The organism is Pseudomonas sp. NPDC089734 (assembly GCF_044748865.1).
Lineage (GTDB): Bacteria > Pseudomonadota > Gammaproteobacteria > Pseudomonadales > Pseudomonadaceae > Aquipseudomonas.
In genome coordinates this window covers 95,439-118,072 of the sequence record NZ_JBIVGV010000019.1, presented here as the reverse complement: position 1 = coordinate 118,072, position 22,634 = coordinate 95,439, and the positions used below count along the sequence as shown (strand labels likewise).

Here is a 22,634-nt window from a genome sequence, read left to right as displayed (position 1 = left end):
CCGAACTCAGCAGTGAAACGATGCATCGCCGATGGTAGTGTGGGGTTTCCCCATGTGAGAGTAGGTCATCGTCAAGATTCATTCCGAAACCCCAACTGCCTAGGCAGTTGGGGTTTTGTCTTTATGGGCGTAATAAATTTCAAATGACGGACACAGGGTTTGCCAAAATCCGTAAAACCCTCAAGAATCGCCGCCTTTCTCTTATTGCCTTACGGACGCCAGCCGAACCATGAACCACCTGCCCATTGCCAAAGAAGCCCTCATTGCCCAGGCCCAGGCTATTGGCCAACTGGCAGACCGCCTGGACGATGAGTTTCAACGTGCCGTTGACCTTATCCTGAGCTGTAAAGGCCGTGCTGCTGTTTGTGGGATGGGCAAGTCTGGCTTGATCGGCAAAAAGATGGTCGCCACTTTCGCTTCCACCGGAACCCCCAGTTTCTTTCTGCACCCGGCAGAAGCCTTTCATGGTGACCTGGGGATGCTCAAGCCGGTCGATGTACTGATTCTGATCAGCTACAGCGGCGAGACTGAGGAAGTGGTCAAGCTGATCCCTAGTCTCAAGTCGTTTGGCAACAAGATCATTGCCATGACCGGCAACGGCAAATCCACGCTGGCCAGACATGCTGACATCTGGCTGGATATTTCCGTTGATCGTGAGGTATGCCCGAACAACCTGGCTCCGACAACTTCTACCCTGGCGACCATGGCCATGGGTGACGCGCTGGCTGTGGCCTTGATTGAAGCCCTGCAATTCAAGCCCATGGACTTTGCCCGCTACCACCCCGGCGGCAGTCTGGGACGCAAGCTGCTGACCCGTGTCAGTGATGTCATGCACTCACCAGCTCCGGTGGTAAGCCCGGGAACCCGTTTTCACGATTGCCTGCTGATGATGACTCAGAGTCGCCTGGGGCTGGCCCTCGTTGTTGAGCAGGGGGCCTTGGTGGGGATTGTGACGGATGGTGATCTGCGCCGTGCGTTGCTGAAAAATCCGGGCGTATTGAATGAAACCGTTTCCAGCTTCATGACGTCCAGCCCGCGTACCATCAAATCGGATGCGCAATTGTCCGAAGCCGAAGCCTGCATGATCGAGAACAAGATTCGTGCATTGGCGGTCATCGATGACAGCCATGCAGTAGTGGGTGTGGTCGAGATCTTCGACTGAGAGGCTTGTCAGGCCCGCCTCAGTTCTTGAATGCGGTCATTTCCTGCAAAAGCATTGTCATGAGCCGGCTGGCTCCTACGCTGAGTTGACGCCCCAGACGGCTGATCAGGTGAGTCTGGGGGCTGCTGAACACTTCATTCTGCAAGGGCAGGGCCAGCAGCTTGCCCGCTTTCAGTTCTTCTTCGATCACGAACGTGGGCAGCAACGTGACGCCGCCGTGCATGGCGAAGTGCTTGAGCATGGCGAAGGTGTTGCAGGTCAGTACAGGCTTCACGGATACACCCAGTTGATGCTCGGCTTGCAGAAGAATCTGGCGTATCCCGTAGGACACCCCTGGCAACGCCAACTGATAGCGGTCCAGCCCCTTGAGCTCAAGAGGCCCTTGTTCCAGGGCCAAAGGATGGTCTGGAGCGGTTACCACGCAAACGGGTTGCCTCTGATGCGCATGGGAGCGGATTTTCGGGTCGGCGGCCGGGTTGAAGACCAGACCGATATGCGCTTCGTCCTCAACCACCTGACGGATCACCTCGTTGCTGCCGCATACGTTCACGATCAGCTCTATCCGGGGGTAGAGCGATGAAAACTTCGCCAGTGGCTGCGCCAGGCTCTCAAGAAACCCCTCGCCCGAAACCAGTGTGACCGAGCCGCTGTGCAGCCCGCGCAGTGCCTGGATCGATTCCAGCAGAACCTCCTGCTGGGTGAGTCTCTGCCGGTAATACGCCAGCACCTTATCGCCCGCTTCGGTGGGTTTGACACCTCGCCGATGCCTTTCCAGCAGGGGAGAACCCAGCTCCTGTTCCAGTTGTGCAATCTGCCGGCTGACAGCCGACGGGGCTACGTTCAGAAAGTCGGCAGCCGCCCGGACACTGCCCAGACGCACTGCTTCAAAGAAATAAAGAATCCGACGATCCTGGACCAGGCTCATGATTTTCCTGTGTTGCTGTAAAGGCAACATAAATTCAATTTCAGGATTATTGCTGATGGGGGTCAGCGCTGTCCATACTCGGCTCATCGCAGATGGGAGGGGTGTATGACAGCTCTTTGGCAATGCTTGCGCGAACAGGCGCAACAGCTTGGTGAACGTAACCCGGTGCTTGGCCTTCATGCACAGGCGCGGATCCTCTCGCATTCCTCCTTTGAGTCTGCACTGGCAGCCAACCTGGCTTGCCAGCTTCAGGACAAGGTGCCCGACGCCGACCTGGAGGCCTGGTTCAAGTCTGTCATGCGTTCCAACCCGTCCATTGCAGAATCGGCGGCTGCGGATATCAACCACCTGGTTATCGTCAACCCGGCCTGCCCGGACCACCTGACCGCTTTCCTGACCTTTCGTGGCATTCAGGCTGTGCAGGCCTATCGCATTGCCCATTCGTTATGGAATGACGGCGACATTCAAAGTGCCGTGCTGCTTCAGAACTGGGCGGCTAACACCTGGAGCATCGATATTCACCCCGCCGCCCGGCTCGGCAAGGCGTTGTTCGTCGATCACGGTATAGGGCTGGTGATCGGTGAGACCGCGATCGTCGAAGATGAAGTCAGCCTCTGGCATGGCGTCACGCTGGGTAGCACCCTCAGTGAAGCCGGTGACCGGCATCCCAAGATCCGTCGTGGCGCGTTGATCTGCGCGGGAGCGACCGTGCTGGGCAATATCGAAGTCGGCGAGCGGGCCATTGTGGCCGCCAACTCCGTCGTACTCAAACCTGTTGCCGCCGGCGTGGTGGTGGCAGGCACGCCAGCCAGACCTGTCGGTAACGCCCCCGCTTCACTCGCGACCTTCACAACCAAAACACAATAATGACCCAGGGATAGTTCGCATATGGCCGCCGTCGCACAGTTTCCTCAAGGTATCGATCATCCACTGGTCACGGTGCGTGACCATGCCCACGTGCTGCAGCTCTATCGGAAGATGGGCTTCATGCCGTCCCCGATCAGCTATCACCCATGGGGCAGCGTGACGTCATTGATGATGTTCAAAAGCAACTTCATTGAGCTGATCGGCATCGATGACGCCAGCAAGTTCGGCACCAATTCGGTCAACGGTTTCTGTTTCGGTCGCCAGCTGGGTGAGTTTCTGGACCGCGGGGAAGAGGGCGTGTCGCTGGTTGCGCTGCACAGCAAGGATGCCGATGCGGATCACGCTCGCCTGGTCGAGGCCGGTCTGGCCAGTCAGGGAAGGATCGATTTTCGTCGCAGCATGACATTGCCTGACGGGACGCCGGATGAAGCGGTGGTGTCGCTCGGCCTGTTCATCGACCCGGCGCTGCCCGATGCCTCGAACTTCATCTGTCACCAGCATCGGCCCGAACTGATCTGGGTGCCCGGCTGGCAGAACCACTGCAACGGCGTGGACGGGATTGTCAGCCTGACCTACCTGGCCGATCCGGCAGAGCTGGAGCCTCGCTGGAAGGCCCTCTACGGTGATGCCGTGTCCTACAACGGCAGTGTCTTGCAGGCCGATACCCGTTGTGGACTCCTGCGGGCCATGGACGCCGAAACCGCAGCCCTGGAATACCCGGGCATCAGGTTGCCGCATGCAGCACGCGAACGGGCGCATGCCATTGCCATCGGACTGCATACCAAAAGCCTGGACACGCTTCGTTTCATCCTTGAACACAACGAAGTCCCTCATGAACAAGTGCCGGGCCGCGTCATGGTGCAACCCGAAGCGGCCGGCAACGTCATCCTTGAATTCGTACAAAACCTTTAACCGAGATGCGGAACATGACTGTGAAAGTAGGTGTGATCGGACTGGGCAACATGGGCGGCGGCATGGCGGCTACCCTGGCGGGCAAAGGCTTTGACGTGAGCGGTTTCGACCTGTCTCAGGCCGCCCTGTCTCAAGCCGAAGGCAAGGGCGTGAAGCCGGTTGCCGACCGTAAACAATTGATTCAGGACTCGGACATTCTGATCCTGTCCCTGCCCAAGGCCGAGCATGTCGAGTCGGTATGCCTGGGCGAAGGCGGCATTATCGAGTTCGGCCGCAAGGGGTTGATCGTGGTCGACACTACCACGTCCACACCGGAGATGAGCCGCAAGGTGGCTGCCGAGCTGTCGAAAACCGGCGTGGCCTTTATCGATGCCCCGGTTTCCGGCGGCCCGAAAGGCGCAGCGACCGGCACCATGTCCATGGTGATCGGTGCCGAGGATGATGATCTGGCTCGCGTCATGCCCGTACTTGAGGGCATGAGCGGCACTCGGGTTCACGTCGGTAAGTGCGGTGCGGGTAACGTCGCCAAGATCGCCAACAACATGCTGGCCGCCTGTCACCTGATCAGCACCGCCGAAGCCGTTGCCATGGCCGCCAAGGCCGGTGTCGACCCGGAAAAACTCCTGCAAGGCCTCAATGCCGGTTCCGGCCGCAGTGGTGCTACCCAAGTGATGTTCCCGACCTGGGTACTCAACAAGGCTTACGATTCCGGTTTCACCATGGGCCTGATGCGCAAGGACGTCGGGTTGGCCAGTGATCTGGCGGACAGCCTGGACATGGAACTGCCGCTGTCGCGCATCGTGGCGCAACTGTGGAAAGCCAGCAGCGAAACCCTGGCAGACAACGAAGACTTCTGCGCAATCGTGCAGCGTACCGATGCCCAACTTTTTGGCCGTGGAGAATAATCAATGAGCACTGCAAAAATCCTTGAACTGATGCGCCCTTACTGGGGCGATCGCAGTGTCATTGCCAGCTATGTCGGTGGCGCGTTCGTCGAAGGTCATGGTGCGCCTGTCGAAGTGCGCAATGCCCACGATGACAGTGTATTGCTGACCTTTCCCGATGCCGATGCTTCGCTGGTCGAGGTTGCCGACAAGGCGGCCAGGGCGGCTCAGACACAATGGTGGGCAATGACCGCTCAGGCGCGTGGCCGTGCCATGTACCAGATCGGCAGCCTGATTCGTGAAGAACAGGAAAATCTGGCGCAGATCGAATCCCTGACCGCCAACAAGCCGATCCGCGATGCCCGTGTCGAAGTGCTCAAAGTGGCCGAGATGTTCGAGTACTACGCCGGTTGGGCTGACAAGCTGCACGGTGAAATCATTCCGGTGCCGACCACGCACCTGAACTACGTGACATACGAGCCGCTGGGCACCGTATTGCAGATCACCCCATGGAACGCACCGATCTTCACCTGCGGCTGGCAGATCGCACCGGCCATTGCCGCCGGTAACGCGGTCATTCTCAAACCGTCCGAACTGACGCCGCTCAGCTCGTTGATGATCGGTGTCCTGATCGAACGTGCCGGTGTGCCAAAAGGTCTGGTCAACGTGATTGCCGGTTTCGGCCACTCCATCGGCCAGGCCTTCATCGCCAAGGCCGACATTCGCAAGGTCGTGTTCGTGGGTTCGCCTGCCACCGGGCGTCATATCGCCGTTGCGGCGGCTCAGCGTTGCATCCCGGCCGTGCTGGAACTGGGTGGCAAGTCGGCCAACATCGTGTTTGAGGATGCGGATCTGGAAGTCGCCCTTCGCGGTGCCCAGGCTGCGATCTTCTCCGGTGCCGGCCAAAGCTGCGTATCCGGTTCGCGCCTGCTGGTGCAGGAGTCGATCTTCGAGAAGTTCACCAACGCTCTGGCTGTGGCCGCCACGCAATTCAAGGTCGGTGACCCGAGCGACCCGGAAACCCAGATCGGCCCGATCAACAACGCCAAGCAATACAACCATGTGAAGACCATGGTCGAAGGCGCCTTGAAAGACGGCGCGAAACTGGTGGGCAAAGACGCCGATCCGATCCCGAACAAACCAGGCTACTACGTCAATCCGACCGTACTGGCGGGCACCAACGATCTGTATTGCGCCCAGGAAGAAATCTTCGGGCCGGTGGTCGTGGCGATTCCGTTCAAGGACGAAGAAGACGCCATCCGCATCGCCAACGACAGCCGTTTCGGCCTGGCCGGTGGTGTCTGGACCCGTGATGTCGGTCGTGCCCATCGCGTTGCCAAACAAGTGCGTGCCGGGACTTTCTGGGTCAATGGCTACAAGACCATTCACGTCAGCTCGCCATTTGGCGGTTACGGTGAAAGCGGCTATGGTCGTTCTTCGGGCCTCGATGCACTGCGCGAATACAGCGAAGTGAAAAGCGTCTGGGTCGAAACTGCCGCCAAGCCAGCGGCAAGCTTTGGCTATGGCGCGAGTCTGGAGTGAAGGTGATGACGATTTCCAAGGCCCTGATCGAACAGGCCACCGTCTGGCGTCGCACGATTCATGCGGCGCCCGAACTGGGCTTCAAAGAGTTGCAGACCTCCGATCAGGTGGCTCGGTTGCTGACCAGCTTCGGCATTGAAGTCCATCGCGGGCTCGGGGGCACCGGCGTCGTCGGGACCCTGCGCACCGGCGATGGTCCGGTCATCGGTATCCGTGCCGACATGGACGCGCTGCCTATCCAGGAATTGGGTGACAGTGCGCACAAGTCGGTGCACAAGGGCTGCATGCATGCATGCGGGCATGATGGCCACACGGCCATTCTGCTGGCAACGGCAAGGCATCTGGCCGAGACGCGAAACTTTCGTGGCACGGTGCATTTCGTCTTTCAGCCCGCCGAGGAAAACCTCGGCGGTGCGCAGAAGATGATCGAGGACGGTCTGTTCACCCTGTTCCCGATGGATGCGATCTACGGGCTGCATAACTGGCCCGGCGTTCCGGCAGGCAATGTGGTGATCAATCCGGGGCCGATGATGGCGTCGCTGGACACCTTCGAGATCACCCTGACCGGCAAGGGCAGCCATGCGGCCATGCCGGACAAGGGCACCGATCCGATCGTGGCGGCAGCCGAACTGGTGCTGGGGTTGCAGACCATCGTGTCGCGACGTCTGTCGCCGCTGGATTCAGCGGTGGTCAGCATCACTCAGTTCAATGCGGGCGAGGCGATCAACGTCATTCCGGAAACCGCCGTGTTACGCGGTACGGTGCGTTGCTTGCAGACACCGGTACGGGACAAGGTCGAGCAACTGATCGGCGAGTTCGTCGAGCGTCTGCCGGCGGCCTTCGGGGTGCGAGGAGAACTGGTCTATAACGTCGGTTATCCGGTCACCGAGAACCATGTCGAAGCGGCGGCCACGATTCGTCGTGCGGCGGTGGCGGCAGTGGGGGAGGCCAACGTGCAGTGGGGCTGCAACCCGTCGATGGCATCCGAAGACTTCGCCTTCATGCTGCAGGCGTGTCCCGGTGCTTATGTCTGGCTGGGCGTGGATGGCGAGAAGCCTTCGGCTGCACTGCATAACCCTTACTACGACTTCAACGATCAGGTGATCGAGCCGGGCGTCGCAGTCTGGACGTCGCTGGTGGAGCAGTGCCTGCCAGTAAGCTGACCGGCTACCTTGTTGCAGGAAAGCCCCTCTCTCACGGAGTCTGTGGGAGAGGGGCGCTTTTCTTACCAGTCGATCGAGTAACTCAGGCTCAGCGTACGTCCTTCTGCATTCGCATAAGGAGCGCGGGCGTTGGCCTGGGCCAGCAGGGTCTGATAGGTACGATTGCTCAGGTTGTAAACCCCACCTTCCAGACGGCCGACCGGCAATTGCACGGAGCCCAGAAGGTCTACCAGCGTGTAGCCTTCGATGTCACGGCCATTGTTGTCCTTGGTGGCGGCATCGTAGCTTTCCAGACGCATGCCTTGCAGACGCAGGCTGTAGTCGTCCGTGCTGTAACTCACGAACAGCGTGGTCTTGGCCGGGGAAATGCGCGTTGCAGGCAGGTCGATCCATTTACCGTTCTGCTGCGTCTCGCCTTTGGCCCATGCATAAGTGCCACCCAGCGACCAGTTGTCTGTCGCACGATAGGTCAGGCTGTTCTCGATACCGCGTACACGCTCTTTCTGGCTGATCAGACGCAGCACGCGCTCGTTGGCATCGAAGAACTGAGTGACGTCGGACGTGTTTTCATACACGGTCGTGTCGGCTTGCCATTTATCCCAGTTACCGCGCCAGCCCAGCTCATAGCTGTCGACCTTGATGGCCTGGGCGTTGAGGCTCTGGATATTGAAGGTGCTGCTGACATCGCGCATGAAACGCTGAAGATCCGGCAGCGAAAAGCCCTGGCTGTAATTGGCGAAAATGTCCTGGTTTTCACTCAGGTGGTAGACCACGCCCAGGTTGTAGAGGGTGGCGTCGTACTTGAGGGTATCGCCAGGCAGGGTGGCACGTACGCCGGTCTGCACGATTTCACCGTAGGCAATGCTGTCGGACACCTCGCTTTCGATCCACTCGCGGCGGATACCGGCGCGCAAGGTCCAGTCACGGATGTCCCAGGACATCTGGCCGAAAATCGCCTTGGTCTTGGTTTCGATGTCCGGCCCCATTTCATAGGTCGTACCGGTCTTGACGTAGTTCAGCCCGGTGACACGGTATTGATCGCCACGCTGACGAGTGCGCTCGTTGCTGTAGTCGGCACCCCACACCAGCTTGCCGGTGGCTTCGCCAATGGACGGCAGATCGCTTTCGATGGCGGCGCGCAGACCGTAGACATCCTGGACGCTGTTGTTGTCGGCAATGCCGGCATTGCCGCGTGACAGATCGGGGAAGAACAGCGCATCGGCACGACGCCAGTAGGTTTCCAGTTGCAGGGACTGGCCATACAGGTCGTGATCGGAGTAGTTGAGGTTCACCGACTGGTTATGGGTGTAAGGCTGGTCGTCGAGATTCAGCCCTTTGATCGCAACCGCTTCCCGGGTGTTGGCCGGGTTCTTGGTGTAGTCAGTGTCCTGCTCGTCCTTGTAGTCCTGCAGGGCCAGGCTGATCTTTTTGTCGGCATCGATTTCATAACCGAAACGACCTTGCAGGTCATAGGTTTCGGTGTCCATGTTGCTGCCCTGGGAGGTGTCCTGAGGGATGCGTTTACCGTTGCCGTCGAACTGGTCGTTGCGTTGGGTCAGGTTGGCCGAGACATACCAGTCCAGTGCGTCCTTGCGCCCGGTTGCGCTCTGGAAGGCTTCATAGGCAAAGCCCTTGTGGTTGAGGTTGTTGCCGGTGGTCATGCCCAGCTTGCTGCTGTAGGCAATGTCCTGGCCCTGGTTGCGCTTGGTGATGATGTTGACGATACCGCCCGATGCGCCGGCTCCGTAGATGCTGCTGGCGCCGGAGATGATTTCGATGCGCTCGATACTGGCTGGCGAGATGCTGTTGAGCTGACGGAAGTTGTCTCGCGTGGCGTTCTGCGACACACCGTCGATCAACACCAGCATGTTGCGCCCGCGCAGGGTCTGGCCGAAGTTGCTCATACCGCCGCTGGAGGGCGCGAGGCCCGGAACCAGTTGCCCCAGGATGTCGGACACGCGACGCCCGGCACCGCTCTGTTCGCGCACCTGCTGTTCGTCGATGACCTGCACCGAACCTGGAATCGAAGCGATGCTGGCTTCGCTGCGAGTGGCCGAAACGACGCTGTCAGGCAGGCTGATGGTATTGGCCTGCGAGACTTCTTCGGCCCAGGCCAGTGTGTTGATGGAGCCGAGCAGAGGGATCAGAAGAGAAAGTTTACTTCGGGTCATGATGTGGTCTTTTCTAGTTGTAGTTAAGTGTGTGTGGAGACAGCGTTTTGGGTTTCGGGCACTGAGCTGGAGTTGCGTATCCAGTGGATGCCCAGCGCTGCGATGGCGTAGGTCAGGGCCACGAGCCAGAAACTGTGAGCCAGTCCGATCAGCCCCATGCCGATACCGCCGAGTACGGTGCCCAGCAGCGCGCCAGCCTTGGCCGCACTGTTGCCCAGCCCCAACGCAAAGCCTTGTTGACTGGAACTCACGGTATTGGCGATCAGGGTGTAGGCCACCGGCAGCAGTGCGCCTTGCCAGACACCCCACAGCAGGCGACTGGCCAGAAAGCCCATCCATTCGCTGGCCAGTGCCGTGGCCGCCAGTGTCAGAGCGCACAACCAGGCCACGCCCTCGATGACGCGCAAGGTGTAGGCCGGTTGCCAGCGGTCGAACAGGCGACCCCACAGCGGAGCGCAAATGGCCAGCGATGCGGCGCTGGCGGCGTAGGTGGCACCAATCAGCCAGCCCGGCGCGAGCAACACATCGGCCACGTACAGGGCGTAGAAGGGTTGCGGCATGAGCTTGGCGGCCTGAATCAGCACGATGATCGACAGCACTGCACCGAGCCAGCGTTTGGGCAGGGCCACGGGCGTGACCGATTTCTTCTGGCGGGCAGCGGGCTTGTCGGCAGGCAGAAAGAAACTGCCCACTACGCACAGCAGGCATACGACCGTTGCGCCATAGCACAGCATCGCGAAGCCCGAAGTATCCATCAGCCAGCCACCCAGAACAGGCCCGAGCAATGAGCCGACAGCGGTTGCCGATTGCAGGCGCGCCAGTGTGTGACCCCGCTTTGAACTGTCGCAGCAGGCCAGGGCATACGCCTGAGCCGTGGCCAGAAAACCGGCCAGTGCGCCTTGGGCGACCCGAACCAACACCAGCAGCCATGGATCGGTGATGACCGCCGCCAGGCCTTGGCACAGCGCCAGAGCCAGCAAGGCACGAATGATCATGGGCTTGTGCCCCGTGCGATCACCGAGCTTGCCCCATAACGGCGTCAGCACCATGGCCGCAAGCATGGGGCCGGCATACACCAGTGATGACAATAGAGCGGTGTAATGGGCTTGCTCCGGCCCGAGCAGATGCTTGATCTGCAAGGGCCAGAACGGACCGCTCATCTCCATGGCACCCATGGAGACGAGCTGGATCAGCACCAATAGCCGCAATGCGCGTCCATCAGCAGCCATTGGCAGTCACACGCAGCGGATTGCTCAGGCGGCCGACGATATCGGCATGGCTGTCGAGCAGGCGCATGCGCATGAACGACTTGGCAGGCCAGTCGTCCTCCAGCAAGGCTTTGCGTTCGCTTTCCCAGCGTTCCGGGTCGACCCGGTCGCGCAGGGTGTCGAAGCATTGGCTGACCTGGGCGGACAAGCGATTCCAGAGCATGTCCTGTGGCAGGTTCCAGTGACGGGCGCAGAGCAGGGCCAGTTCACCCAGGTGGCACATGAAGGTGGTGTGCAGAAGTTTGTCGCGGACAAAACCGGATTCGTCGTACAGCGTCATCTTCGGATCGTGCAGCGGGATATCCAGCCCCTTGGCGTGCAGGGACTTGCGGTCGATCCGGATATCTCCGAAATCGCGCAGCAGCAGGCGATCCGGCTGGGCGTTGGCGCCCATCACCATGAAGCTGTTCTGCTGGTGAGCCTCGAAGGCCAGGCCGTACATCAGATACAGGCCGAGCAGGCTGGGCACTGCGATGGACAGGTACTGCTCGAAGAAAGCCAGCATGGCTTCGCTGTCATCACGCCCCTGAGCCAGCTTCACCCAGTCACGCAGCAACGGCTGTTGGTGCTCGTTCACCGCGAACAGGCTGCCGACCGGAATCGCCAGTTCACCTTCGCGCAGCAAGGTGAGCGGGTTGTCGCGATAGAGCACGGCGGCGTGGCGTGAACGCTCGTCGTCGGCCGGTTGCGGCGCGTAATGCACGCCGATGCGTTCCGGGACGATGTTGAGAAGGCGCTGGACTTCTGGCTCCCGATCCAGAATCTGCAGGATCAGGTGGCTGATGCGTGGCCCCATGCGCGCAGAGCGAGGAGACACCGTACGCTGCACGCTGGTCAGTCGCAGTGCGACGGGCAGTTTGACCATGGGCGCGGTACGGCTGGCCTGCGGCAGAACGGTCCGGAAGGACATGGTCGGGTGTCCGACGAAGGCCACGATGTCAGTCAGGACCAGCAGGTTATCGCCGATGTCCTGGGCATACGAGCGGGGCAGCTCTTCCTGGACCTGCCAGGGGTGTGCAGGCAACGGGAGATAGTCCTGGCTATTCAGGCCACGCTGTTGCAGGTGGTTGCACAACTGCTCGGCGGCTTCGGGGAAGTGGCCTTTCCACCAGTCCCAGTAGTCGGGTGTATCGCCCAGCGATTCCACATGTGCGTATTGACGGTGCAGTGCACACAACACGATCGGGAAACTCGCCTCGAATTCCGGCGAGAACGCAATGACCTGAGCGGCACTGAGGCCCAGCTTGGTCTTGTAGTTCGGATGCCAGGGGTGGCCCAGCGTGCCCCATTGCTCAAGCAGCGATGTCGGGTTCGCAAGGTTGCCATTGGTCTTGATCCAGGCCAGCAGGTTGCTGTCGCCGGTCTTGATCTGATCCTTCAGCTCAAGTGTCCAGCCCTGATGGAACGCCAGGCACAGCGTATCGTTGCTGAAGCTGTCATCGAGTTCCAGTGACAGACGTTCCAGCACTTCGCTTGAAGCCGGTGGGTTGAGTCGGGTGCTGAGCAGCATCAGCAACCGCGAAGGCAGCTGGATCTTCTGCGCAATGCCTGTCGGGTTGTGCAGGGTGATGTCACCTTTTACGTCCCAGCTGTTCATGCGTCCTGAAGACAGGTGCTCGAAACACAGGCGACTGCCGTTTTCCAGGGGCAGCCAGCAGCGTTGCCGGTCATCGTATTCAAGTGTGCTGGCATCCAGCAGGCTTTCGCGAAACAGTGCCTGGATCAGGCGCTGGAAGGAACGTTGCAATGCCGGTTCGAGGGCGTTGCTCAGGTGGTCGAGGGTGATGTGACGGGATTTGAAGGCAGGTGTTTCAAGGGCCTCGCTCCAGCGAGAGAGTAGTTGCTGTTGTTTTTTTATGTGCGCGTGCATCAAGATCAACTCCTTGTTGATACATACCAGATACAAAACGGCGCAGAGGGTACTCCCAATATTTTTAAATGCTAATAGTAATTCCTTTCATTAGCGTTAGATTTTTTCTATGTGACAGGTAGGACATCACGCCGCTCTCCGGTACGGTACAGTCGGCAGGACCGGATTCATCCGGGAAGAGCCCCGCACATTCACAGCCTCTGTACAGCCAGAAAGGACATGCGGAACAGAGGCTTTTTCGTGATGCAGGCAGGCACAGAGCCCTTGTTGTTCAAGGGCTCTGTCAGAAGAAGTGGATCAGCATTCCACCAGATTGACCGCCAGGCCGCCGCGAGACGTTTCCTTGTACTTGTCATGCATGTCGGCGCCGGTGTCGCGCATGGTGCGGATGGCATGGTCCAGAGAGATGAAGTGTTCGCCATCGCCACGCAGGGCCATCTGGGCGGCGTTGATGGCCTTGACCGCGGCAATCGCATTGCGCTCGATGCAAGGCACCTGAACCAGCCCGCCGACCGGGTCGCAGGTCAGGCCCAGGTTGTGTTCCAGGCCGATTTCAGCGGCGTTTTCCACTTGCTCGGGGGACGCGCCGAGAATCTCGGCAAGCCCGGCAGCGGCCATGGCGCAGGCCGAGCCGACTTCGCCCTGGCAGCCCACTTCAGCACCCGAGATCGAAGCGTTTTTCTTGCACAGAATGCCCACGGCGGCAGCACTGAGGAAGAAGCGCACCACGTCGTCGTCATTGGCGGCGGGGTTGAATTTCATGAAGTAATGCAGCACTGCTGGCACGATGCCCGCTGCGCCGTTGGTGGGCGCGGTCACCATGCGGCCCCCGGCGGCGTTTTCCTCGTTGACCGCCAGTGCGAACAGGTTGACCCATTCCATGGCACTGAGGGTCGAGCCGATCACGTTGGGGTTGTCGAGGTTCTGCAGGTTTTGATGCAGGCGATAGGCGCGCCGCCGGACGTTCAGGCCGCCGGGCAGAATCCCGGTTTCGCTCAGGCCCTTGTTCACGCAGTCACGCATGGCTTCCCAGATGACCAGAATCCTTTCGCGAATCTCTTCCTCGCTGCGCCAGGATTTTTCGTTGGCCATCATCAGTTGGGAAACGCTCAGGCCATGGGTCTTGCACAGCTTGAGCAATTGGGCTCCACTGGAAAAGTCATAGGGCAGAACGGTGTCGTCGTTGTCCAGCACTCCGCTGGCTGCCTGCTCGGCATCGATCACGAAACCGCCGCCGACCGAATAGTAGGTCTGCTCGAAAATCTCGCCGGTCGGCCCATAGGCGCACAGTGTCATGCCGTTGGGGTGATAGGGCAGGCTTTCGTCCAGCAGGCACATGTCGCGCTGCCAGAGAAAATGGATCTCCCGCTCACCGTCCAGCAACAACAGGCCGTTTTCCAGCAGGGCGTCGATGCGCTGATTGACCTGGCTCGGGTCGATCCGGTCAGGCCATTCGCCCATCAACCCCATCACCGTCGCACGATCGCTGCCATGGCCTATGCCCGTGGCCGAAAGAGAACCGTACAATCGCACTTCGATCCGCTCTACGCTCTGCAACTGATTGCGGTTGCGCAGGTCGGTTACAAACAATGCTCCGGCTCGCATCGGCCCTACGGTGTGTGAGCTGGAAGGGCCAATGCCGATTTTGAACATGTCGAAGACGCTGATAGCCATCACGGAGATCCTGCAAATGAGTTTCCATGGGAGTTATGGACTCCCTTTTTAATGGCTCCAATGTTTGGCCGGATGGCCTTCAAACGACAAACGATTGTTCCTATGCAACGCTTTAGCGGAACTCTTCAATGAGCAGAATCTTCAACGCACAGATGCACGCCTGGTTACAGGTCTTTGCCTGCGCGGCCAGACACCTTTCCTTTACCCGTTGCGCCGAAGAGCTGCATGTCACGCCTGGCGCCATCAGCCAGCAGATGCGTCAGCTCGAGGAACGTCTGGGTTTCGCCCTGTTTCATCGGGTCGGACGTGGGCTTGAGCTGACTGCCGAAGGGCAGCGGCTGGCGCTGGTGGCCAATGAGGTGCAGAGCCGTATCAGCGACGAATTGCGCCTCTTGTATTCCGGGCGGATCGGGGGCGTATTCAAGCTGCGCTGCATCCCTTCGTTTCTCGGCAAGTGGCTGATGCCACGCCTGCCTCGTTTGCAGGAAGCCTTTCCCGATATTCAATTACGGATCATTGCCGAAGACAGCAGCGGCTCGTTGCGCGACGACGACTTCGATCTGGCCATTGACCTCAACGACGGCAGCTACCCCGGCCTGATGACCACGCCCTTGCTGGAGGAGGAGTTGTTCCCTGTCTGCTCGCCGATGCTACTGGAAGGCAAACCGCCGCTGGATACGCCAAGCCAGCTGGTGCATTTCCCGTTGTTGCACGACATCACCGCCTGGCGTGGCAGCTATGAATATGCCGAGTGGGAGTTTTACCTGGCCGCTATCGGGGCTGTCGGGATCGATGTCCGGCGTGGGCATACCTTCAACCGCAATCACCTGACCATCGATGCGGCCAGAATGGGGATGGGGGTGGCCATCGCACGCAAGGCGCTGATCACCGACGAACTGGAGCAGGGTTCGTTGATCGTGCCTTTCGGGCATCCCATCAAGGCCAAGAAGAAATACGTGCTGGCTTATCGCGAAGGGGCGTTGAGCACGCCGTCGCGTCGTGCGGTCCATGACTGGCTGGTGAGCGAAGCGTCACAGGCCAAATGAAAAGGGCGCGCCAATCGGCGCGCCCTTTCAGAGACCGGCAGACCGGATCAATGGAACATTTCAGCGATCAGGACTGCACCGATGAAGGTGCCCAGGTTGGCCAGGAACGACACCAGTACGATCCTCCAGCCCAGGCGGCGGAATGCCGGCAGATCCTTGGCGATCGACAGACCCGCGAAGGTCAGCATCGGCGTAATCACGGCCAGCATGTTGACCGAATTGCTCATGCGGGAGATTTCTGCCGCGAACGGGCAGGCCGGGGAGGTCAGGAACATCGCCACCAGAGACACCATGCACACGGCCGGAATCTTGCGGCGCACCAGGTTGCACAGAATCTCACCGACGAAGGCACAGAAGATCATGATGCCCATGCCGGTAAAGGCATCCGCGGACAAGGTCTTGTAGCCCACATAGTTGGCGATCAGTGCCAGCGCACCGGCTGCCAGCCACGCACTGACCTTGCCGGCCCAGCTCAGCTCGGGAACCTCCAGGGAAACATCCTTGCTGCTGATGTTTTCGCTGGTGATGGACGCCTTGGTGGTGCGACCGATCAGCGGCTCCAGCACCCGATAACCCCAGACCGCCAGCGGCAGGGAGATGAACAGAGTGAAGTAAGTGCCGATGGTGGTGGTGATCAGGTTCGAGGCCGCCGCCAGGGTCATGACTTCCTTGGCAACTTCCGGCGTTTGCTGCGCGGCGATGGCACCGGCTGCGGCGGCCATCATGCTGCCGGAACCAATGCCCGAGCCCATGGCCAGCGAGTTGGGGTGGAAGATGCCCAGGCTGGTGATGAAACCGGCCACGATGGCAATGAACAGCGCGCCGAACAGGGTGCCGGTCAGGTATTCGGCCAGTACGCCGCGACCTTCGGGAGAGTCCATGCCATAGCGTTCACCGATGATTGCCAGGCTGGGTTCACGGCCCACAGAGAAGGTTGCGCCAATGGCTTCACGCTTGATGCCCAGCATCAGCGCAACGGGCAGGCCCAGGATGACGGTGCCGACGAAGTGGCCGAATTCCTGGAACATCAGTGCCCAGCCAGAAGCGAAGACCACAGGCAGCGAACCGCCGACCACCAGGCCGAGCTTGGCGATGAAAATCAACAGGGCCGGTTGAAGAATGGAAGCCGCACGCAATTGCGTGCTGTGATCGATGCCGATGGTGCCCGGCATGCGGCGGCTGGCGATACCGATCACCGCGCCCAGGACCAGTGCCCAGACCATGGGTAGCAGGACGACCTTGCCAGGACCAAGGGGAATGCTGATCGCACCGATCAGCTCGGCGGCGATGAGGATGATCGCGGCCCAGGTATACAGTTTTACGGTGGCTGAAACAGCCTCCTTGTCGCCCGCGACTGCGGCCTGTGAGTGTTGCATGATGATCCCCTTGCCTGCTGAATGACCTTTAAGGCCTTATCAATCTTTTTTATGCTTTTCAGGTAGGCGCGTTGTGGCGCCCGGGGCAGCTTTAAAAGTCCATGCGGTGCATGGAAACCCTTGTGGGGCTGAATGTTTTTATGAAGGTCAGATCGTCATCTCGACCCAGGCTGCTATGAACCTTGGGTGCGAGTATGCAGAGCGGCATGCTGCCCACCAATATTGCGAACTTTATTTATCGTTGCCTTTAAGTGAACACAGATAGAAGCGGATTCATCCGCGAAGACGGTATTCCAGCCGATAAAGACTCATCGGTTGCAATGACTTCTTCGCGGATGAATCCGCTCCTACGGGGGCATTGAGATGGTAGGAGCGGATTCATCCGCGACAGGTTTTATATAAGGTTGATGACCGTCTCGATTGACCGGCGCTGGGTATCGGCATACAGCTTCAGTTCATTGAGTGTCTGACGGCCCAGGGCTTTCTGGAACTCATCCTGGTTGGAACTGGTTGCGTAGTGGGACTGCGCATCGTCACCCAGATTGGACTGAAAGATGCCTGCTGCACTGACCGGCAGGAAATCTTCGTACACCAGCGGCTCGAAGCGGACGTGCCCGGCCTTGATCTGTTGTTCCAGGTCGTTGCTCAACTGACCGTTGTTGCGGGCGGCAATACCTGTGTCGGTCGGGAAGTAACGGAAGTAGGCCAGGCCCTGTTCGCGCATTTCCTGATAACTGTCGGGGAAGGCCTGGAAGGTTTTCTCCAGCAGTTGCGCGTAACGTACGGCATTGGCTTCGTTGGGGAATTCGCCCAGTTCGTCACGGGCCGCATTGAGCAACTGGTCGTACAGCTCCCGCCCCTTGGGCGTCAACGCTGCACCGCGTTGTTCGATTTCCCCGAAGCGCGCCGAATGGCTGCCTGACTCATCGATGAAGGTGATGGCTTCTTCCAGCGCCTTGAAGCTGGTCTGGCGCAGCAGGATCGGGCAATTGCGACGCGGAGGGCCTTCCACCACGGCTTTGGGCGTGATGCCTTTGCCGGGCATGCCGACTTGCACGGCATCGATATCCAGCGTACGTGGCGTCAGGTGGTTGATGTGCGGGCCCCGGAAGGCGACCACATCGGCGATCAGGCGATGCTGAGCGTTGAGCTGCTTATAGTCGTGCAGCGAAACCGTCGCGGTGTTGTGCCAGCGAAAGGTTTCCAGTGCCTGCTGAACGAACTCGGCGGCATCCGTTTCACTCAGACCACCGTCCTTCTCATGCTGTTGGATCAGCTCAAGCGCTCGGGGGGTAAAGATTTCACGCTTGGCCAGCACCTGTGCGGCAAAGGTACGCAGCTCATCGTTCTCGATCAGTTCAAGGCGCAGCAGAGAGGTGAAGACCCGGAACGGACTGGTTTGCAGTGATTGTTCATGCACGGCCCGAAATGCCGTGGAGTGAACCGGCACACCGGCGGGCGTCAGGTCGTAATAGCCCACAGGCTCCATGCCCATGACCGCGAACAGGCGGGCGAGGGTGGCCAGTTCCAGAGCCGTACCGACCCGAATCGCGCCGTGGCGCTCCATGTCCAGACGCTGGATCTCGCCGGTCTGCTTCAGACTCTCCAGCACGTTGGGCTGATGGGTCATGACACCGTCGTTGACCTCGGCCACCAGCTCCATCAAGGTGCCGTAGAGCGGGACTTCGGTCTTGTACATGTGCGACATGGCGCGTGAAAAGCTGGCTCGAATATCATCACGGTTTGCAAAGCTTGCAGTGCTCATCTGGATCGTTTCTCCGCACAAATTCCAGTCAACAGGTCGCGTTCAGTCGAGGGCCGCCAGGCAACGCTCGAAAATATCCAGCCCTTCATTCAACACTTCCGGCTCGATGGTCAGCGGTGCCAGCAAACGAATGATGTGGCGTGACTTGCCGCTGGGCATCAACAGCAGCCCGGCATCTCTGGCCGATTGCAGCAGTCGGGCCAGTTGTTGCGTGGCTGGAGCGCCTTCGGGTGTGCGCAGTTCAATACCGCGCATGGCCCCGACACCGGTCAGCCTGCCCAGATAAGGCGACAGCTTCTGTTCCTGCCAGGAACGGTAGCGGGTGACGATGATGTTTTCCTGGGTTTCGCCCCAGCGCGACAGGTTTTCATCGGTCATTTGCGCCAGCGACGCCAGCCCGGCTGCACAGCCGATCGGGTTGCCGGAATAGGTCCCGCCCAGCCCGCCCTTGGGCAGCGTGTCGAGCAAATGCTTGCGGCCCACGACAGCCCCCAGCGGAATGCCACCGGCGATGCTTTTGCCCAGCAGGATCAGGTCCGGCTCGATCCCCAGACGGCTGAACGCAAAGCGCTGACCCGTGCGTCCGAAGCCTGACTGGATCTCGTCGGCAATCAGCACAATGCCTTTCTCATCACAGAACGTGCGCAATGCCTGAGCGAATTCCGGCTCCATGGACAGGAAGCCGCCTTCGCCCTGAACGGCTTCGAAGATAAAGCAGGCCACATCGCTGACATCGATTTCGACGCTGAACAGACGGTCCATGGCCTTTAACGCTTCTTCAGTCGTGACACCGGTGTCCTTGCTCGGAAACGGCAGGTGATACACCGTGCCGGGCAATAAGCCGATGCGTTGCTTGTAGGGCGCGACCTTGCCGTTGAGGTTCAGCGTCGCCAGGGTGCGGCCATGAAAGGCACCGTCGAAGGCGATCACTGCCGAACGTCCGGTCACGCTGCGCACGATCTTCAAGGCGTTTTCCGCTGCTTCTGCGCCGCTGTTGGTGAGCATGCCGCTGAAGGGGTAGTTGACCGGTACGAAGCGCTCCAACTGATCCATGAACTGAATGTACGGATCGTGGGGCGTGGCATTGAACGCGTAATGGGTCAGCTTTTCGGCCTGCTCCTGAATGGCCTTGACCACCTGCGGGTTACAGTGGCCCAGGTTCAGCACGCCAATGCCGCCGACGAAGTCGATGTAACGCTTGCCGGTCGTGTCCCAGACTTCGGCGTTCTTGCCGTGGGAAAGCGTGACAGGATGAACGAATGAAATGGAGGCGCTGATATTGTCGTTGCTCACTGGAAATGCTCCGGCAACGCATCACGGCGGGTTCGATTCAAGGTATGAGGGGGCATGCGCAAAGACATTGCTTCATCCTGCTGTGTTGGACGTTGCATCTATCTAAACGAACAACGGGCATACCCCGCAAACGAAATAAAATCGCTGTGTCATTCCAATAATTCTGAATGTCGGGCTTTTACCCGCTGCCTGATCCACTCCACGAAGGCCTTGACCTTGGGCACCTGGGCCGAATGCTCGGCATGGGCCAGAAAGTGCGAACCGTCACTCTGCATGGCGTGATCCCAGGCAATGACAAGCTTGCCTTCGGCCAGTTCGTCGCTGACCAGATAGCGCGGGATCAAGGCAATGCCGCAACCGGCCTGGGCCGCGCGGATGCACATGTAGAAGGTGTCGAAACGCGGGCCGTGATAACTGTTCTGCGAGTGCAGGTTCTGCTCCAGAAACCATTCATGCCAGGCCTCGGGCCGTGAGGTGCATTGCAACAGGATATGGCCGGTCAACGCCTGAGCGCTGGGAATGCTGTGGCGGGCAATCCATTCCGGTGCGCACACCGGCACCATTTCTTCCTTGAACAGCTCGATGCAGGTGGCACCCGGCCAGGTGCCCTGACCGAAAAAGAACGCCACATCGGCCTTGGCCCGGACCAGGTCGAAGGGCTCCAGCTCGCTGCGGATATCCAGGTGAATACCGGGGTTCTGGCTGCTGAACCCCTTCAGGTTCGGCACCAGCCAGCGGTCGCCGAAGGTCGGCTGGGTGGCGATTTTCAGCACTTCCGTTTCGCCGCCGTAGGTCAGGATATAACGGCTGGACATGTCCACCTGAATGAGGATCTTGCTCACCTCGGCCATGTACAGCTCGCCCGCCGGTGTCAGGTGCAGGCGACGACGGATACGCTGGAACAGCGGGTGGCAAAGCATCTCTTCCAGTTGCGCGACCTGCTTGCTCACGGCGCTCTGGGTGAGGTGCAGTTCCTGTGCGGCGCGTGTGAAGTTCAAATGACGGGCCGCGGCTTCGAAACACTGCAAGGCGGTCGTTGAGGGCATCAAACGCTTGGACATTACCGGTTACCTGTTGACGTGCGAGATGAATCATTCCAAAACGGAATCATGTTTTTCTAAATGGTCGTTTGTGACAAGGACTGTTGCGGATCAATACTGATCCACATCAATGATTTCAACCAGTGTCATCTGCAGGAGAATCAATGTGGTCGCCAATTTGTTAGCAAGCCTGGGTGTTGCGAAAAGTGCCTACACAGAAGGGGACTATCCCGTTTACACCCCGATCGATGGCAGCCAGATTGCCTCCGTCAGCCTGGAAGACAAGACACAGGTGCTGGCGCGTATCGAACGTGCCCAGAGTGCTTTCCTGAAGTGGCGCACGGTCCCGGCCCCGCGTCGTGGCGAGCTGGTGCGTATCTTTGGTGAGGTGCTGCGCGAGCACAAGGCCGAGCTGGGCGAGCTGGTGTCCATCGAGGCTGGCAAGATCACTCAGGAAGGTCTGGGCGAAGTGCAGGAAATGATCGACATCTGCGACTTCGCGGTCGGCCTTTCCCGCCAGTTGTACGGCCTGACCATTGCCTCCGAGCGTCCCGGTCACCACATGCGTGAAACCTGGCATCCGCTGGGCGTGGTCGGCGTGATCAGTGCGTTCAACTTCCCGGTGGCGGTCTGGGCCTGGAACACCACGCTGGCGCTGGTTTGTGGCAACCCGGTGATCTGGAAGCCGTCCGAGAAAACCCCGCTGACCGCACTGGCCAGCCAGGCGCTGTTCGAGAAAGCCCTGAAAATCTTCGGTGATGCGCCCGAAGGGCTGGCCCAACTGATCATTGGTGATCGCGAGGCCGGTGAGGTGCTGGTCGATGACCCGCGTGTACCGCTGGTGAGCGCCACCGGCAGCACCCGCATGGGCCGTGAAGTCGGTCCACGTGTGGCGGCCCGTTTCGGTCGCAGCATTCTGGAACTGGGCGGCAACAACGCGATGATTCTGGCCCCGAGCGCCGATCTGGATCTGGCCGTACGCGGCATCCTGTTCAGTGCGGTGGGCACGGCCGGTCAACGCTGCACCACGCTACGTCGCCTGATCGTGCATCGCTCCATCAAGGATGAAGTGGTGGCGAAGGTCAAGGCGGCCTACGGCAAGGTGCGCGTGGGCGACCCGCGTGAAGGCAATCTGATCGGCCCGCTGATCGACAAACAGGCGTTTACGGCCATGCAGGATGCGCTGACCAAGGCCAGGGACGAAGGCGGGCAAGTCTTCGGTGGCGAGCGTCAGTTGCAGGACAAATACCCGAACGGCTACTACGTGACGCCCGCCATCGCTGAAATGCCCGGCCAGAGCGATGTGGTGCGTCATGAAACCTTTGCGCCGATTCTCTACGTGCTGGCCTACGATGAGTTCGAGGAAGCGCTGCGCCTGAACAACGAAGTGCCACAGGGCCTGTCGTCCTGCATTTTCACCACTGACATTCGTGAAGCCGAGGCCTTCCAGAGTGCTGCGGGCAGTGATTGCGGCATCGCCAACGTCAACATCGGCACCAGCGGTGCGGAAATCGGCGGGGCGTTTGGCGGTGAGAAGGAGACCGGCGGCGGGCGTGAATCCGGTTCCGACTCCTGGAAAGCCTACATGCGTCGTCAGACCAACACCGTCAACTATTCCCGCGAGCTGCCACTGGCTCAGGGCATCGTGTTCGACTGACACACAGGGTATCAGGCTC

At 59.8% G+C, this 22,634-nt stretch carries 17 protein-coding genes; 8 read left to right on the top strand and 9 right to left on the bottom strand.

Annotation, left to right across the window (positions count from 1 at the left end; translation table 11 throughout):
* Positions 1 to 229: 229 nt before the first annotated feature.
* Positions 230 to 1,162 carry an SIS domain-containing protein gene (locus ACIPY9_RS21090; protein ID WP_400705953.1) on the top strand — a complete coding sequence of 311 codons (933 nt, stop codon included), beginning with the start codon at positions 230 to 232 and terminating at the stop codon, positions 1,160 to 1,162.
* Between the two features lie 19 nt (positions 1,163 to 1,181).
* On the opposite strand, the gene ACIPY9_RS21085 is transcribed toward ACIPY9_RS21090, so the two are convergent.
* Positions 1,182 to 2,087 (bottom strand): LysR family transcriptional regulator, encoded by a 906-nt coding sequence (locus ACIPY9_RS21085; protein ID WP_400705950.1) that lies wholly within the window; start codon positions 2,085 to 2,087, stop codon positions 1,182 to 1,184.
* A 105-nt stretch (positions 2,088 to 2,192) separates the two neighbouring features.
* Here ACIPY9_RS21085 and epsC point away from each other — a divergent pair, with 105 nt between their 5' ends.
* Genes epsC through ACIPY9_RS21060 form a run of 5 tightly spaced genes read left to right on the top strand, consistent with a single transcriptional unit; the run spans position 2,193 to position 7,455 of the window.
* A complete protein-coding gene (epsC, locus tag ACIPY9_RS21080) occupies positions 2,193 to 2,954 on the top strand; it encodes a serine O-acetyltransferase EpsC (RefSeq protein WP_400705947.1) in 762 nt (253 codons plus the stop codon).
* A gap of 21 nt (positions 2,955 to 2,975) precedes the next feature.
* Complete coding sequence (locus ACIPY9_RS21075) at positions 2,976 to 3,866, top strand: VOC family protein (RefSeq protein ID WP_400705944.1); 891 nt, start codon at positions 2,976 to 2,978, stop codon at positions 3,864 to 3,866.
* 14 nt (positions 3,867 to 3,880) lie between these two features.
* Entirely contained in the window at positions 3,881 to 4,771 is an 891-nt protein-coding gene (locus ACIPY9_RS21070; protein WP_400705941.1) for an NAD(P)-dependent oxidoreductase, read from the top strand.
* A 3-nt stretch (positions 4,772 to 4,774) separates the two neighbouring features.
* A complete protein-coding gene (locus tag ACIPY9_RS21065) occupies positions 4,775 to 6,292 on the top strand; it encodes an aldehyde dehydrogenase family protein (RefSeq protein WP_400705938.1) in 1,518 nt (505 codons plus the stop codon).
* A gap of 5 nt (positions 6,293 to 6,297) precedes the next feature.
* Entirely contained in the window at positions 6,298 to 7,455 is a 1,158-nt protein-coding gene (locus ACIPY9_RS21060) for a M20 aminoacylase family protein (protein ID WP_400705935.1), read from the top strand.
* Positions 7,456 to 7,517: 62 nt separating this feature from the next.
* On the opposite strand, the gene ACIPY9_RS21055 is transcribed toward ACIPY9_RS21060, so the two are convergent.
* The 4 genes from ACIPY9_RS21055 to ACIPY9_RS21040 form a co-directional block, all read right to left on the bottom strand.
* Positions 7,518 to 9,626: a TonB-dependent receptor gene (locus ACIPY9_RS21055; RefSeq protein ID WP_400705932.1), complete on the bottom strand. Its 2,109-nt coding sequence runs from the start codon at positions 9,624 to 9,626 to the stop codon at positions 7,518 to 7,520.
* A 23-nt stretch (positions 9,627 to 9,649) separates the two neighbouring features.
* Positions 9,650 to 10,855, bottom strand: a complete 1,206-nt coding sequence (locus ACIPY9_RS21050) for an MFS transporter (RefSeq protein ID WP_400705929.1) — start codon at positions 10,853 to 10,855, stop codon at positions 9,650 to 9,652.
* On the bottom strand, positions 10,845 to 12,764 hold the full coding sequence (locus ACIPY9_RS21045) for an IucA/IucC family protein (RefSeq protein ID WP_400705926.1): 1,920 nt from the start codon (positions 12,762 to 12,764) through the stop codon (positions 10,845 to 10,847). Before ACIPY9_RS21045 ends, ACIPY9_RS21050 begins: the two co-directional genes overlap by 11 nt.
* A 297-nt stretch (positions 12,765 to 13,061) precedes the next feature.
* The gene (locus ACIPY9_RS21040) at positions 13,062 to 14,438 is read right to left on the bottom strand and encodes an L-serine ammonia-lyase (RefSeq protein ID WP_400705923.1); all 1,377 of its coding nucleotides are present in this window, start codon (positions 14,436 to 14,438) and stop codon (positions 13,062 to 13,064) included.
* Between the two features lie 128 nt (positions 14,439 to 14,566).
* Between ACIPY9_RS21040 and ACIPY9_RS21035 the strand changes: the two genes are divergently transcribed.
* Positions 14,567 to 15,484, top strand: coding sequence for a LysR substrate-binding domain-containing protein (locus tag ACIPY9_RS21035; protein WP_400705920.1), 918 nt, complete (start codon positions 14,567 to 14,569; stop codon positions 15,482 to 15,484).
* A gap of 47 nt (positions 15,485 to 15,531) precedes the next feature.
* On the opposite strand, the gene ACIPY9_RS21030 is transcribed toward ACIPY9_RS21035, so the two are convergent.
* The 4 genes from ACIPY9_RS21030 to ACIPY9_RS21015 all read right to left on the bottom strand — a co-directional run bounded on the left by ACIPY9_RS21030 (position 15,532) and on the right by ACIPY9_RS21015 (position 20,979).
* Positions 15,532 to 16,860, bottom strand: coding sequence for a DUF3100 domain-containing protein (locus ACIPY9_RS21030; RefSeq protein ID WP_400705917.1), 1,329 nt, complete (start codon positions 16,858 to 16,860; stop codon positions 15,532 to 15,534).
* Between the two features lie 394 nt (positions 16,861 to 17,254).
* Positions 17,255 to 18,625, bottom strand: a complete 1,371-nt coding sequence (locus ACIPY9_RS21025) for a VOC family protein (protein ID WP_400705914.1) — start codon at positions 18,623 to 18,625, stop codon at positions 17,255 to 17,257.
* A gap of 42 nt (positions 18,626 to 18,667) precedes the next feature.
* Positions 18,668 to 19,918, bottom strand: a complete 1,251-nt coding sequence (locus ACIPY9_RS21020) for an aspartate aminotransferase family protein (RefSeq protein WP_400705911.1) — start codon at positions 19,916 to 19,918, stop codon at positions 18,668 to 18,670.
* Between the two features lie 149 nt (positions 19,919 to 20,067).
* Complete coding sequence (locus ACIPY9_RS21015; protein WP_400705908.1) at positions 20,068 to 20,979, bottom strand: LysR family transcriptional regulator; 912 nt, start codon at positions 20,977 to 20,979, stop codon at positions 20,068 to 20,070.
* 145 nt (positions 20,980 to 21,124) lie between these two features.
* On the opposite strand from ACIPY9_RS21015, the gene ACIPY9_RS21010 reads away from it, so the two are divergent.
* Positions 21,125 to 22,615 (top strand): aldehyde dehydrogenase family protein, encoded by a 1,491-nt coding sequence (locus tag ACIPY9_RS21010; RefSeq protein ID WP_400705905.1) that lies wholly within the window; start codon positions 21,125 to 21,127, stop codon positions 22,613 to 22,615.
* Positions 22,616 to 22,634: the final 19 nt, after the last annotated feature.